17 protein-coding genes and 1 pseudogene are annotated in these 13,546 nt (G+C 69.5%); 10 read left to right on the top strand and 8 right to left on the bottom strand.

Going from position 1 to position 13,546, the window contains the following annotated elements; translation table 11 throughout:
- Positions 1–131 precede the first annotated feature (131 nt).
- Positions 132–1,155 (top strand): annotated as a pseudogene (locus DL519_RS49445) (NAD(P)H-dependent flavin oxidoreductase).
- A 2-nt stretch (positions 1,156–1,157) separates the two neighbouring features.
- Here the strand turns inward: DL519_RS49445 and DL519_RS19250 are convergent.
- The 4 genes from DL519_RS19250 to DL519_RS19235 form a co-directional block, all read right to left on the bottom strand.
- Positions 1,158–2,573, bottom strand: coding sequence for a DUF2079 domain-containing protein (locus DL519_RS19250; RefSeq protein ID WP_190816825.1), 1,416 nt, complete (start codon positions 2,571–2,573; stop codon positions 1,158–1,160).
- Positions 2,570–2,845, bottom strand: a complete 276-nt coding sequence (locus tag DL519_RS19245) for a hypothetical protein (RefSeq protein WP_190816823.1) — start codon at positions 2,843–2,845, stop codon at positions 2,570–2,572. The genes DL519_RS19250 and DL519_RS19245 overlap by 4 nt, the downstream gene beginning before the upstream one ends.
- A gap of 68 nt (positions 2,846–2,913) precedes the next feature.
- Entirely contained in the window at positions 2,914–3,162 is a 249-nt protein-coding gene (locus DL519_RS19240; RefSeq protein WP_223839270.1) for a sigma factor-like helix-turn-helix DNA-binding protein, read from the bottom strand.
- Positions 3,163–3,266: 104 nt separating this feature from the next.
- A complete protein-coding gene (locus DL519_RS19235) occupies positions 3,267–3,695 on the bottom strand; it encodes a MarR family winged helix-turn-helix transcriptional regulator (RefSeq protein ID WP_190816820.1) in 429 nt (142 codons plus the stop codon).
- A 76-nt stretch (positions 3,696–3,771) separates the two neighbouring features.
- Here DL519_RS19235 and DL519_RS19230 point away from each other — a divergent pair, with 76 nt between their 5' ends.
- Complete coding sequence (locus tag DL519_RS19230) at positions 3,772–4,239, top strand: MFS transporter (RefSeq protein ID WP_223839268.1); 468 nt, start codon at positions 3,772–3,774, stop codon at positions 4,237–4,239.
- On the opposite strand, the gene DL519_RS19225 is transcribed toward DL519_RS19230, so the two are convergent.
- Positions 4,152–5,249 (bottom strand): acyl-CoA dehydrogenase family protein, encoded by a 1,098-nt coding sequence (locus tag DL519_RS19225; RefSeq protein ID WP_190816818.1) that lies wholly within the window; start codon positions 5,247–5,249, stop codon positions 4,152–4,154. The two genes, DL519_RS19230 and DL519_RS19225, sit on opposite strands and share 88 nt — an antisense overlap.
- A gap of 83 nt (positions 5,250–5,332) precedes the next feature.
- Positions 5,333–6,511 (bottom strand): acyl-CoA dehydrogenase family protein, encoded by a 1,179-nt coding sequence (locus DL519_RS19220; protein ID WP_190816816.1) that lies wholly within the window; start codon positions 6,509–6,511, stop codon positions 5,333–5,335.
- A gap of 233 nt (positions 6,512–6,744) precedes the next feature.
- Between DL519_RS19220 and DL519_RS19215 the strand changes: the two genes are divergently transcribed.
- Complete coding sequence (locus DL519_RS19215) at positions 6,745–6,921, top strand: hypothetical protein (RefSeq protein ID WP_190824628.1); 177 nt, start codon at positions 6,745–6,747, stop codon at positions 6,919–6,921.
- Positions 6,922–6,950: 29 nt separating this feature from the next.
- Here DL519_RS19215 and DL519_RS19210 read toward each other — a convergent pair whose 3' ends face one another.
- Together DL519_RS19210 and DL519_RS19205 are read right to left on the bottom strand one after the other, a co-directional pair.
- Positions 6,951–7,301, bottom strand: coding sequence for a hypothetical protein (locus tag DL519_RS19210; RefSeq protein ID WP_190816814.1), 351 nt, complete (start codon positions 7,299–7,301; stop codon positions 6,951–6,953).
- Between the two features lie 22 nt (positions 7,302–7,323).
- Entirely contained in the window at positions 7,324–8,106 is a 783-nt protein-coding gene (locus tag DL519_RS19205) for a hypothetical protein (protein ID WP_190816813.1), read from the bottom strand.
- A gap of 381 nt (positions 8,107–8,487) precedes the next feature.
- Here DL519_RS19205 and dnaK point away from each other — a divergent pair, with 381 nt between their 5' ends.
- The 7 genes from dnaK to bla all read left to right on the top strand — a co-directional run bounded on the left by dnaK (position 8,488) and on the right by bla (position 13,510).
- Positions 8,488–10,332, top strand: a complete 1,845-nt coding sequence (gene dnaK, locus DL519_RS19200; protein WP_190816811.1) for a molecular chaperone DnaK — start codon at positions 8,488–8,490, stop codon at positions 10,330–10,332.
- Positions 10,333–10,749: 417 nt separating this feature from the next.
- Complete coding sequence (locus tag DL519_RS19195; RefSeq protein ID WP_190816809.1) at positions 10,750–11,043, top strand: hypothetical protein; 294 nt, start codon at positions 10,750–10,752, stop codon at positions 11,041–11,043.
- Positions 11,044–11,079: 36 nt separating this feature from the next.
- Entirely contained in the window at positions 11,080–11,226 is a 147-nt protein-coding gene (locus tag DL519_RS50190; RefSeq protein ID WP_397544958.1) for a LysR family transcriptional regulator, read from the top strand.
- A 17-nt stretch (positions 11,227–11,243) separates the two neighbouring features.
- A complete protein-coding gene (locus tag DL519_RS50185; RefSeq protein WP_397544957.1) occupies positions 11,244–11,402 on the top strand; it encodes a hypothetical protein in 159 nt (52 codons plus the stop codon).
- Between the two features lie 8 nt (positions 11,403–11,410).
- Entirely contained in the window at positions 11,411–12,007 is a 597-nt protein-coding gene (locus tag DL519_RS50180; protein ID WP_397544956.1) for a LysR substrate-binding domain-containing protein, read from the top strand.
- Positions 12,008–12,016: 9 nt separating this feature from the next.
- Positions 12,017–12,424 carry a serine hydrolase gene (locus tag DL519_RS19180; RefSeq protein WP_223840320.1) on the top strand — a complete coding sequence of 136 codons (408 nt, stop codon included), beginning with the start codon at positions 12,017–12,019 and terminating at the stop codon, positions 12,422–12,424.
- A 168-nt stretch (positions 12,425–12,592) separates the two neighbouring features.
- Positions 12,593–13,510, top strand: coding sequence for a class A beta-lactamase (bla, locus tag DL519_RS19175; RefSeq protein WP_190816807.1), 918 nt, complete (start codon positions 12,593–12,595; stop codon positions 13,508–13,510).
- Positions 13,511–13,546: the final 36 nt, after the last annotated feature.

Raw genomic sequence — 13,546 nt, 5'->3', positions numbered from 1 at the left:
GTGGCGAGGACAACCCCCATGCCGCGCATTGGTGATACGCAAGTCGGGGATCCCGGAGTCCAGGCGGCGTCTGGAGTTCCGCCACCCGCACCGCCACGCAAAACGAGTCCGGAGACAGAAACTGAGGACGAATGCGAACGACAATCTGCGACACCTCGGGCATCGAGTACCCGATCGTCGGTTTCACCCCGTCGGAGCACGTCGCCGCGTCGATCACCCGGGCCGGGCGGGCTGGGCGTGCTCGGCTGCGTGCGGTTCAACGACGCCGGAGAGCTGGATGTCGTGCTGGACTGGATGGACCAGAACACCGACGGCAAGCCCTACGGCGTGGACGCGATGATGCCCGCGAAGGTTCCCACCGAAGGCGGCGGTCGACCTGCGGCAGCTGATTCCCGCCGGAACACCAGGAGTTCGTGCGGCGGACGCTCGCCAAGTTCGGCGTGCCCGATCTGCCGGCCGACGAGCAGCAGACGGACGGGGTGCTGGGCTGGCTGCATTCCGTCGCACCGTCTCATGTGGACGTTGCGCTGCGGCACCCGTTCCGGCTGATCGCCAACGCGCTGGGCTCACCGCCGGTGGACGTCATCCGGCAGGCCCACGAGCACGACGTGCTGGTCGCGGCGCTGGCGGGCAAGGCCGAACATGCCAGCCGGCACGTCGACAACGGCGTGGACATCGTTGTGGCGCAGGGACATGAAGCCGGCGGGCACATTGGTGAGATCGCCACGATGGTGCTGGTGCCGGAGATCGTCGACGCGGTCGGCGAGCGGGCTCCGGTGCTGGCTGCTGACGGCGTCGGCTCCAGCCGCCAGACCGCGCGACGCAGTAGGTGCTGCTGGCGGCGGGTTCCAGCGACACGGTGCGCTCCCGGATCTACACCGGGAAACCGGCGTGGCTGCTCAAGGCGCGGTGGACGGAGTCGTGGGCGGACGCCGATGCGCCCGAACCGCTCCCGAATGCCGCTGCAGAACATCCTGGTCAGCGAGGCGCACCAGCGCATCATGCGCTCCGGGGACCCGCGTGGTCTCGATGCCGGTGGGCCAGATCGTCGGCCGGATGAACGAGATCCGCCCGGTCGCCGATGTCATGGCCGAACTGCTGGACGAACTGGACGAACTGGACGAAACGATCATCAACCTGAACACGCTCCGCTGAACTCAGGTGGCGCGGCCCAGGGCCCAGAATCCCGAGTCCTCCAGCAGGACTTGGTACGTGGTTCCCGGGTTCCACTCCTCCGCTTCCTCGCGTACGTCCGCGGCCGTCTTGTCCGGCTCGTAGATGGCGACGTAGTCCGGGACGATCCCGTCGGTGTTGCCGGGCCAGAAGACCCGGCAGCGCCCGGTGAGGTGAGCGATCGTCGAATTGTTGGCGACGACCGTCGCGCCGTCCGGGATCATCGCGAGCACCCTCGACGCGGCCTCGGGGTCCTGCTGGAAGCGGTCGCTGCCGCTCTGGATCTGCTTGCCGATCGGCAGCGTGACGGTCAGTGCGACCGCCGCTGCCAGGACGAGCCCCGGCAGGTGCGACGCGTAGCCCCGCAACCAGGACAGCTGGGTCGCGCGCACCCGGACGATCGCGTCGACCATCGCGAAGGTGAGGATCGGCATCAGCACCGCGTTGTAGTGCCAGTCCGCGCTCCAGTAGTGCTCCTCGAGGGAGGCGAACCGCCAGCCGAGCGTCGGGAGGACGGCCAGTAGCACCGGTGACCGGAGCGCGAGCAGCCCCGTCGTCGGGATCAGGAGCCACAGCGCGGTGCTGAACTTCTCGTCCCAGCCTTCCAGCAGCGAGGCGGGGAACCCCACGTCGCCGGAGATCTTGTCCCAGTACCGGTATTCGCCCGTCGCGTTGAACGACGGGATGACCAGCAGGGTGATGCAGAACCAGGCGACGACGAATAGCACTGCGCTCACCACGGCGACCCGGGCGAACCGCTTGTCGTGCTGCCTGGCGAGCCACGCGACCACGAGCGCGATGGCGGCGGCGGTGAGCGCGAGGTCATCCTTGACCAGCACCAGCGGTGCGGTCAGGAGGAGGGCGCGCCACCACCGCTGCGACAGCGCCGCTTCGAGCGCGAACGCGACGAGCGGGACCGCGAAGCAGATCTCGTGGAAGTCGAAGTCAACGGCCCGTTGCACTCCCCAGGACAAGCCGTAGGCCACGCCCACGGACCGCCCCCTGGTGTCGCCGAGCAACCGCGTTGCGGCTCTGGTCACCGGAACGATCGAGAGCGCGAACAGGGCAGCCTGCGCGACGAGCAGCGTCTGCGCGGAGGGGAACAGGAAGTAGAGCGGCGCGAGCAGCGCCAGCGCGGGGCTGAAGTGGTCGCCGAAGATGACGAACCCGGGTCCCAGCAGGTCCGCCACCGGCGTCCGGCCCTCTGCGTAGGACCGCACGACCTGCTCGAAGATCCCCAGGTCGAACGACATAGACGCGTACCCGGCGTAGCGCGCCAGCGAGATCCACGCGTAGCAGGCGAAGAACGCCGCCCACAGCAGGAACAGGACCGCCTGGTTCGACACCGCGCGGCGGTCGGAGCCGGCGGCAGTGGGGGGAACGAAGGTGGTCGTACTCATCGGGACTCCGTCGGGGTCAGCGTGTTGGAGGAGGCGGGCGGTTGCGAGGTGGACGAGGGGGAGGAGTTCGAGGGCAGGAGGGACGCGGAAGGCGTGGTGAGCTGCGACGAGGACGGACCGGCCGGCACCAGGGGCTGCGGATCGCGGCTGTTCACCGCCACCGAGGCCGAGACGATGATCGCCGCTGCGGCTGCCGCGCCGGCGACGCCCGCTGCCAGTCGCCGCCGCCGTTGGCTGCGCTTGGTGATCTCGTGCGCCGGCAGCGGTGACACCGTTGCTCGACATCGGCGGCTGCTCGGCGGAAAACCGCGCGCACCTGGTCGTCGGGGACGAGATGGGGTCAGGCACCGTGGTCCTCCGCGCTCGACATGTCGCCCATCCGCGCCGCCGCGGCCCTGCCCCGTGCCAGGTGGGTCTTCGCGGTTCCGGTGGACATCCCGGCCTCCTCGGAGATCTGCTCCACGGACAGGTCGCACACGTAGAACAACGCCCTCACCAGCCGTTGCCTCGGCGGCAACTGGCGCAGGACCGTGCGGTGTCCGTCATGAACCCGTGTACTCCGGCTACGACGGTCCGGTTGACAGAGCACTCTAATTTCCCGGTTGAATATGATCACTGTCACTTCGCAGGTAGGCCGCACGGCGGAAAGGCCACATAAGTCCACATTGGACAGCGAGTCTGCGAGACAGGCGCCTAGCGTGGCGTGACGAGGGCTTGCAGCAGATCGCGCAGGGTTTCCTGCTGGTCTTCGGTGAGCGGGATCAGCGGGGACCGGGCGCTCAGGTGTTTGAGTACGGTGGCCCGGCTGCGCCGACCGCTAGGGGTCAGCACGATCTGCTTGGCGCGCCGGTCCGTCGGGTGCGGCTTGCGCTCGATGAGGCCCTGCTGTTCGAGCTTGTCCAGCACGAACGTCGCGTTGGAGGCCTCGCAGGACATCCTGGTGGCCAGTTCGCGGGCGGTGATCGGCTCGGACAGCTCGCGGAGCGCGACGGCCTGCGACGCGGTGAGGCCCAGTTCCTCGGCGACGCGGCGCACGTGGACGTCGAGGGTCTGCGCGAACTGGTGCACCAGCCTGCGCACGTCCCGGTCGATCTGGCTGCTCGCCGACGGATCCCTCGCCATGTCCCGAGTCTAGCGGCGATGATTCGAACTGCGGTAGTTCTAATTCATATCATCTGAGTTCGAACCAGTAAGTGTCGTGCCGTTACCCGTTCTCTCCCTGATGCTGGTCGTTTTCAGCTTCACGACCGGCGAATTCGTGATCGCGGGCATCCTGCCGGACGTCGCCGCCGACCTGTCCGTGCCGCTTTCCGCGGCAGGTCTGCTGGTGACGGCCTGCGCGCTAAGCATGATCGTCGGCGGCCCGGTGGTCACCGTGCTGACCGCGCGGTCGGCCCGGAAGCCGCTCATCGTCGGCCTCATCGCCGTGTCCCTCTTCGGCAGGAACATCGGATCGCCTCAGGCGCCGAACTATCCCGTGCTCCTGGTTGCGCGGTTCGTCGCCGGTCTCGTCGTGGCCACTCAGCTGTCGTCGTCGGCGCGGGCCAGCAGGAGCTCGGTCACCGTAGGCGTCATCGGTCAGCCCGCCAGCACGTCGCCGAGCCGCCCCAGCTGCGCAGCCGCGCCGCCGAGGGAGAATTCGTTCCGCTTCGCCGCAACGAAGTAGCGGTGCAGCCGGTGGTCGAGATCGATGCCGACGCCGCCGTGCACGTGGACGGCTGTGTGCGCCACCCGGTGCCCGGAGTCGGCGGCCCAGAACTTCGCGGTGGCGACCTCGGCCGCGCACGGCAGCCCCTCGTCGACGCGCCACGCCGCCTGCCACAGCGTCAGCCGCGCGGCCTCGACGTCGATGAACGCGTCCGCCAGCCGCTGCGCGACGGCCTGGAAGCTGCCGATCGGCCGCCCGAACTGGACCCGCTCGCGGGCGTATTCGCTGGTCAGCTCCAACGCCCGCTCGACAACACCCACCTGGTGGGCGCACGCACCGACGGTCGCCCGCGTGAGCAGCCAGTCCAGTACCGTCGAATCCTCGCCGAGCACCTGGTCTTCGCCGACCTGTGCGCCGTCCAGCGCCAGCCATGCCTCGCTGTCGCCGTCGACGATGCGCTGCCGCTCGATCGACAGCTGCTCGGGCTCGACGAGGAACACCCTCGCTCCGTCCGATGTGGACGCCGGAACGAGCACGAGGTCGGCGAAGGTGCCGGCCGGGACCGTGGTCTTGGTGCCGGTTAGCGTCCAGCCGTCGGCCACGCGTTCGGCGCGGCACGCGGGGCGGTCCGGGTCGGGGTTGTTCTCCTCGGCCAGCGCGGCGGTAAGCACCAGCTCGCCCTTCGTCGCCGGGACGGCCCAGCGCTGCTGCTGCTCCGGGGTGCCGAACTGCGCCAGCGCGGCCGCGGCCGTGGTGATCGAGGCGAGGTAGGGCACCGGGGCGACCGCGCGCCCCAGCTCGATCAGCACGGAGCACTGCTCCAGCAGCCCGAACCCGCCGCCTCCGGCGGTGCTCGGCAGCGCGGCCGACAGCACCCCGGCCTGTGCCAGTTGTGTCCACAGTGCACGGTCGAATCGGTCCGGCTCTTGTTCGACTTCGCGCAGCCGCTCGGCGGTCGCGTGATCGTCGAGGATCTCCCTGGTCAGCCCGGACAGGTCGCCCTGGGCCTCGGTGCACGAGAAGTCCATGAATCCTCCCTGGAGGGCGTTTTGCCGCGGATATCGGTGTCGTGAGCGGGAGATCCGGTTCTTACCGGAGTGAGCACTCACGACTAACGTTTCGCCGGGGGGAGGCCGAGGCCGACCGCGGCGACGATGTCCCGTTGCACCTCGTTGGCTCCGCCGCCGAAGGTCAGGATCAGCGACGAGCGGTGCATGCGTTCGATCCGGCCGCGCAGCGCGGCGCCCCGCGAGCCGCTCCGCACGTAGGCGGCGCTCCCGAGCACCTCCATCAGCAGCCGGTAGGCCTCGATGGCGAACTCCGTGCCGTACACCTTGGTCGCGGACGCGGTGGCCGGCGCGGGCTGCTCCTCGACGGTGGCGGCGATCTTCCAGTTGACCAGCTTGAGGAACTCCACCCCGGCGTGCACGCGGGCCAGGTGGCGCCGCACCCACTCCTGGTCCAGCACGCGCCGCCCGTCGGCGAGCCGCGTTTCGCGCGCCCACTCCAGCACCTCGTCCAGCGCCAGCCGCAGCGGTGCCGACGAGGTGAGCGCGACGCGCTCGTGGTTGAGCTGGTTGGTGATCAGCGGCCAGCCCTCGTTCTCGGCACCCACCAGTGCCGACGTCGGCACGCGCAGGTCCTGGTAGTAGGTGGCGCTGGTGGACGGCCCGGCGACGGTGTGCACCGGGGTCCAGGAGAAGCCGGGCGCGGCGGTGGGCACGATCAGGATGCTCAGGCCGCGGTGCTTCTTCGCGTCCCGGTCGGTGCGGCAGGCCAACCACACGTAGTCCGCGTACGAGATGAGGCTGGTCCACATCTTCTGGCCGTTGATCACGTATTCGTCGCCGTCGCGGTCGGCGGTGGTGCGCAGCGAGGCGAGGTCGGTGCCCGCCTCCGGCTCGGAGTAGCCGATCGAGAAGTGGATCTCACCGGAGGCGATCTTCGGTAGGTAGAACGACTTCTGGTCTGGGGTGCCGAAGCGCATGATGGTCGGCGCGATGCTGTTGAGCGTCAGGAACGGCACCGGGGCGCCTGCGATCGCCGCTTCGTCGGTGAAGATCAGCTGCTCCAGCATGCTCCGGTTCTGCCCGCCGTACTCCGACGGCCAGCCCAGCGCGAGCCAGCCGTCCGCGCCCATCTGCCGGACCAGCTGCTTGTAGGCCACTCCGTCGCCGTAGTCGCCGTGCGCGGTCAGTTCCTCGCGGAGCTCCGGTGTCATGAGCTTGCCGAAGTAGCGGCGCAGCTCCTTGCGCAGCTGCTCCTGCTCGGGCGTGTAGGCGATGCGCATGCATCCCTCCTGCATCGACGGGGGAGCGTGTGGAACGTGTTTCATCAACCATAGACCGGATGCTTCGGAATGGTCGACACGTCACGAATTTCCAGGTGGATTCCCGGCGGATCGGCTGGCAGGCTCGCCGGTAAAACAAGTTCTATGTCGACGTAACATCCGGATCAGCCCCGAATGGAGCAGTGACCCGGGCTACTAGTCCCGGTGCTGCTCGCGTCGCTGCTGGTTTCCGGATGCCCGCCGTCGACGGTCTCAACCGGCTCTCGTCGACGCTGCGCGGGCAGACCGACGAGATCGCGGGCGCGCTCGACGGCCTGGGGCCTGGAAGTCCGAAAGGAAATGGCGGCGATGCCGGCCCCGGCGGACCTGGTCACCAACCTGGAATCTCTCGCCCCCTGAACAAGGTGTGATCGGCACCGAGTGACCGGGCACCTCCCGATCAGGGCGAGGGCAGGTAGAGCACCAGATACATCGCCCAGATGAAAACGAAGACGACGGTGCCGACCGCCGCCGCGGCAAGACGTCCTCGTTTCCGCTGCCCGGCTCGCCGGGTAGCGAGTTGGTGCACGCCGAAGGCCAGGAAGAGGGCGATCCCCGCCACCAGGACGACCGTTGCGGCAGGACTGTGCTGCCAGCCCCAGGCACCTGCTGCCAGCACGCCGGCGAACAAGGCCAGCGCTACGGACGCCAGGAGCGCCTCGGCGAGGAACTCGCCGAAAAGCTCACCGATTCTTCTCGCGAGTCGCCGCCTGCGCCCGTGGTCGGAGGAGTCGCGCCGCTGCTGCCGCAACGCACGCTGGGCCTGCCGAGCGCTACGTGCCCGGCTCGGCAGGCCCTTGTTGGTACCTCGAAACGGGGAAGCTGCGGTGCTGCGGACCGCTCGTGGCACAGGTCAACGGTGGCGGGGTGGCTCCCCCGGCGGGCACGACCTGGGCGACAACGTTGTCGTCGCGCCCCCGGTACTGCAACGGTCCGCAATGGGTCCAACCTTCGGGTGGCGGACCGGCCCGCACCACGTGAATCTGACCGGTCGGCGCGTGCCGGAGCACCGCAGCGAACGCCGGCCACGCAGGGTGACCCTGCTCGTCGGTCACCACGACGCTGGTGCCCGTTCCGGGACGGTGCAGCAGCGGCGCGGCGGTGGCGAGCACGTCCTCCCCGGCGGTGACGGCCACCTTCCGCAGCGACTCGGCGGTCCGCGTCGCGGGCGCGATCGGCACGAGCTCGCAGCTCGGCGGGAAGCTGCCGAGCAGAGCCGCGACCTGCGCGGGATCGGCGTCAGCGCCCAGCAAGATGCGGTGATGCTGCTGGGCCACCGGCACGGCCTGCGGGGCGGCGTGGTCGGTGTCGGAAGCCCCGACCAGCAGCCCGGCAGGCACCGAGACCGCATCGGGGAATCGGGCAAGCGATGCCTCCCACGGCGGCATCGGATACCGCGACCACACGGCCGCCCCACCAGGCCGGAAGAGCTGCCAGCACCCGGCAAACGACGACCTTTCGGGCACGATCGTCAGCGTCCCCTCAGGGGCCAGCACCTCGACGCCGAACTCCGCGGCCAGCGCCTGACCCCAGCCGGTGGTCGTCAGGCCCGGCATCGCGAGCCACCGCCGCGCTGGCGCACGCCTGGTGGCGGGCCTCGCGTAGAGCCGTGGGCATCGCGGGATCTCGCAGCGCCCGGTCGAGGCGAGCACCACGCTGTTTTCCCGCCGTAGTCGCGCAGGTACAGGTTCTGCCGCGGGCCGGGATTCGTGCGCATCGACCTGCTTCCACTGCTCGCCCGGCGGCATTCCGGGCCACAGCCTGCCGCCCCCGCTGACCCGGTGGGAACGGCGGCCTCCCCGCACCGCGCAACGCAGGGATACCCCTCACGTAACCGGCCGGCCTTTGCCCAGGTGGACGCGTTCGTGGGGGCTTCCCATACTGAAGGTGTCGGCCTCGCAGGACCCGCCCGGCGGCGGGTCGGAGAGGAGTACGTGATGGGGCGCGCGGTTGGAATCGACCTGGGTACGACGAACTCGGTGGTGGCCGTGCTGGAAGCCGGCGAGCCTACGGTGATCGCCAATTCCGAGGGTTCCCGGACCACGCCGTCGGTGGTGGCCTTCGCGAAGAACGGTGACCTGCTGGTGGGGCAGCCGGCCAAGAACCAAGCGGTCACCAACGTGGACCGCACCATCCGGTCGGTCAAGCGGCACATGGGCACCGACTGGAAGGTCCAGATCGAAGACAAGACCTACACACCGCAGGAGATCAGCGCCCGCGTGCTGATGAAACTCAAGCGGGACGCCGAGTCCTACCTGGGGGAGGACGTGACCGACGCGGTGGTGACGGTGCCCGCGTACTTCGACGACTCGCAGCGGCAGACGACCAAGGAGGCCGGGCAGATCGCCGGCCTCAACGTGCTGCGGATCATCAACGAACCCACCGCTGCGGCGCTGGCCTACGGCCTGGAGAAGGGCGAGAAGGAGCAGACCATACTGGTGTTCGACCTCGGTGGCGGCACCTTCGACGTCTCGCTGCTGGAGGTCGGCGAAGGGCTGGTCGAGGTCAAGGCCACCTCGGGGGACACCCACCTCGGTGGTGACGACTGGGACGAGCGGGTCGTCGAGTGGCTGGTGGACAAGTTCCGGGCCTCATCGGGCATCGACCTGACGAAGGACCGGATGGCCATGCAGCGGATCAAGGAAGCCGCCGAGAAGGCCAAGATCGAGCTGTCCAGCTCCTCGCAGACCAGCATCAACCTGCCGTACATTACCGTCGACGCGGACAAGAACCCGCTGTTCCTGGACGAGACGCTGTCCCGAGCCGAGTTCGAGCGGATCACCTCCGACCTGTTGGAGCGCTGCCGCAAGCCGTTCAATAACGCGATCCGGGACGCCGGGATCAAGGTCGGCGACATCAACCACGTGGTGCTGGTCGGCGGTGCGACGCGGATGCCGGCCGTGACGGACCTGGTCCGCGAGCTCACCGACGGCAAGGAGCCGAACAAGGGTGTCAACCCCGACGAGGTCGTCGCCGTGGGTGCCGCGCTGCAGGCCGGTGTGCTGCGCGGTGAGGTCAAGGACGTCCTGTTGCTCGATGTCACGCCGCTGTCGCTGGGCATCGAGACCAAGGGCGGCATCATGACCAAGCTGATCGAGCGCAACACCACGATCCCGACCAAGCGCTCCGAGACCTTCACCACCGCCGAGGACAACCAGCCGTCGGTGATGATCCAGGTCTTCCAGGGCGAGCGGGAAATGGCCGCACACAACAAGAAGCTCGGCATGTTCGAGCTCACCGGTCTCCCGCCGGCGCCGCGCGGCTTGCCGCAGATCGAGGTCACCTTCGACATCGACGCCAACGGCATCGTGCACGTCAACGCCAAGGACCTCGGCACTGGCCGGCAGCAGTCCATCAAGATCAGCGGCGGTTCGGCGCTGCCGAAGGACGACATCGACCGGATGGTCAAGGACGCCGAGGCGCACGCCGACGAGGACCGCAAGCGTCGCGAGGAGGCCGAGACCCGCAACCAGGCCGAGACCTTGGTCTACCAGACGGAAAAGGTGCTCACCGACAACGCCGACAAGATCCCGGCCGACACCCGGACGCAGGTGCAGGACGCGATCAAGGACGTCAACGAGGCACTCAAGGGCGACGACGTCGACAAGATCCGCTCGGCCGTCGACCACCTCGCCGCGAGCTCGCAGGCCATCGGCCAGGCCATCTACGGCCACCAGCAGCAGGCCGCGGCCGACACCAGCGGCGACGGCCAGGCGAAGCAGGGGGACGAGGACGTGGTAGACGCCGAGATCATCGACGAGGACGAGAAGAAGAAGGACTGACCTGTCCATCTACCGTGGATCACGGGGGCGATGAGTTCGGGTGCCGTAGCGGCGGTCTTGGAGGGTGCTGTGTGAAGCGAACGGACCGTTTGTGTCGTCTACGAGCCTGTTGCGTTTTCGGCGAGAACGGCTGAACCGAAGTACCAAATCAGTCTCGATCGCCGCCGTTTGTCCGCCAGTGGCCATCTCAGCCGTGATCGATCGATCACGGTCCGTGGTGGGCGTAATTTTGCAACAGGCTCCTACCGAGGTGAACGGTCCGTTCGCTGCACACCGGTTGGCGAGGCAGAGCCAGGCCACTCCTGCTGGGGAAGTCACCGGAACCCCAAGGCAGAAGGTTGCCGTGGTTCGTGCTCGCGGTCGCGCTTCCGCTGGCAGGCAGCACGACCAGTCTCGGGCGGCGCATCGTCAAGCTGCGTGCCGCCGAGGATGGCGGCGGGCACCCGGGCCCGGTTGGTGCGCAGCCTGGCGGGCACCGGCGGCTACCTGCTGCTGGTGCAGCTGGGCGATGTCCCCGGCGGGCCTCCGGTGCTGGCGGTGGTCTCCATGCTGGGTTTCGCCTTCGGCGTGGTGTCGTTCGTCGGGCTGTTCACCACGGCGGGACCCTGCTGGTTAATTCGGCGCGGTGTCTCCTACCGCTTCGCGCGGCTGCGGATGGCGGACGCCCGAATGCCGCTCGGGCAGCGGGAACCGGCCGAACCGGTCCGGTGAGCGCGAACCCCGGGAGGGGTCTGCTTGGATCGGGGCGTGGATTTGCTGCGCCATCTCCGGTTCTTCGTCGCCGTGGCCGAGGAAGGTCACTTCGGACATGCCGCGGACCGGCTCGGGATGACGCAGCCGCCGCTGTCGCAGGGCGTCCAGCGGTTGGAGGCCAGGCTGGGCGCACCCTGCTGACGAGAGGATCTCGCGGGGTGCGGTTGACCACCGCCGGGGCAGAGCTGCTGCCCAGGGCGCGAGCCCTGCTCGATGGCGCGGAGCAGTTCGATGAGGAAGCTCGCCGCCAGCGGGAGAACCGCGGCGCGGTGGCATCGGGGTCGTCGCGGCGTGCGATCGGCAGGTCGCGGCACTGACGGCCGCGGTGCGGGCTGCCGCGCCCGATCCGGCGGCGCGCACCGTGATCACCACCACGTCTGCCACGGTCGACCTTGTCGATGCCGTCACCGCAGGTCGGCTCGACTGTGCCGTGGTGCACCACCCGGCGCTGATCGGCGCCCTCCAGTCCGGGCCGATCCGGAAGATCCCGCGTTCGCTGCTGGTGCCCGCCGACCACCCGGCGGCGCGGCGCAAGCAGTCCCTGCGCGCGCTGGCCGGCCTGGCCTGCGCGACCGCGCCGCGCAGCCACGGGACGGCGGCGTTCGACCTGCTCGTGGACACGTTGCGCAGCAAGGGGCTCGACCCGGAGTTCCTGCCCGCAGCGGGTGACCGCGACGCGTTGACCGCCGTGGCCGCCGGGCGCGCCTTCGCGCTCACCACCGACCCGTCGCTGCAAGCGCCCGGTGTGACCCGAGCGCCAACCGCTGGGGATGATCTCGCCTTGCGGGTGCGGCTGGTCTGGCAGGAGTCCGCGCCGCCCGGCGACGTCCTGGCGGCGGTCGAGGACGAGCTGCGGCCGGAGCCGTCGAAGTGCTCGCACGCCTCGCTGGTCCGCGACATGGGCACGACCACCGCGGCGTAGGCGTTCGCGCTGCTCAGCGACAACGACGCCGCGCGCACGGTCAGCGCCTACGACCCGTCGTACGCCAGCGCCACCACGCCGCGCGACACGACCCGGCTGCTCGAACTCATCTGGGCCGATGAGGTCGCGTCGCCGCAGCAGTGCGAGTTCATCCGGCGGCTGATGGGGCACCAGGCGTGGCAGCACCGCATCCGGGCCGGGTTCCCGTATCGCGGGGTCCGGGTCGCGGGCAAGACCGGCACGATCGGCGCGGTGCGCAACGAGGTGTCCGTGGTGGAATTCGACGGCGAAACGCCGGTCGCCGTGGCGGTGTTCACGCTCGCGCCCCGAGCCGACTCCGCGCTGCCGCAGGTCGATGCCGCGATCGCGGAATGCGCCCGGATCGCGGTCACGGACCTGCGTTCCGGCCGGTTGTGATCGAGTTTTTTCGCGGGTTCGCCGCGGCGGCGCGACGCTCGGCAGCTGGATCCATATCGATCCGCTATCGCTCGAGAGGCTGGCGCGGATTGCCGCTATCGCCCGGGGGCTGCTTCATTGGGCGGCAGGCCGGCTCGTCCGGCAGGCCAACCCGAAAGGAAGACTTCCTTGCAGCACAACGAAACCCGCGTCGGTCGTCGAGCGATCCTGGGAGCGTTCCTGGCCGCCCCGGTGGTGGCCGCGTGCGGTGCGAGCGGCGTGGCGGCAGCACCCAGCGGCGCCGGACCCGCCCTGAACGGCAAATACGCCCCGGTGTTCGCCGACCTGGAGCGCCGCTACGACGCCCGGCTGGGTCTGTTCGCGGTCAACGTCCACACCGGACAGGTCCTGGGGCACCGCGCCGACGAGCGGTTCGCGATGTGCTCGACGTTCAAGACCTACGCGGCCGCCGCCCTGCTGCGCGAGCACGGGCTGGACAGCGGCTACTTCGAAAAGATGATCCACTACACCGAGGCCGATCTGGTGGACGGCTCGCCGATCACCAAGCCCAGTGCGGGCACCGGCATGATGGTTCACGAGCTGTGCGCCGCGGCGATCACCCGCAGCGACAACACGGCGGCCAACCTGCTGCTCGCGGAGCTCGGCGGCCCGGCGGCGATCGCCCCGTTCGCGCGCTCGATCGGCGACGGCAGCACCCGCCTGGACCGCTGGGAACCAGACCTCAACATGGCGATCCCCGGCGATGAGCGCGACACCACCACCCCGGCCGGAATCGCCGCGGGCTACCGGGCGCTGGTGGTGGGCGACGCCCTCCGCGGGCCCGAGCGCGACCGGCTGACCGGGTGGCTGTTCGCCAACACCACCGGCGGCAAGCGGATCCGCGCGGGCCTGCCGCCGACCTGGCGCACCGGCGACAAGACCGGCACCGGCGACTACGCCTCGGGCAACGACGTGGCGGTGACCTGGGCGGACAAGGGCCACCCGATCGTCATCGCGGTCCTGACCAGCCGCCCGAAGAAGGACGACGAGGTGAACAACGGTCTGCACGTCGACACCGCGCGCGTCGTCGCCGAAGCGCTGGGCTGACCGCGAAGCAACCGCCGCCCGGATCCGGCCATTGTG

Origin of the sequence: Saccharopolyspora pogona, assembly GCF_014697215.1 — a bacterium.
Taxonomy (GTDB): domain Bacteria; phylum Actinomycetota; class Actinomycetes; order Mycobacteriales; family Pseudonocardiaceae; genus Saccharopolyspora; species Saccharopolyspora hattusasensis.
The sequence above is the reverse complement of the archived record's forward strand: the minus strand, read 5'-3'. Positions and strand labels throughout refer to the sequence as shown.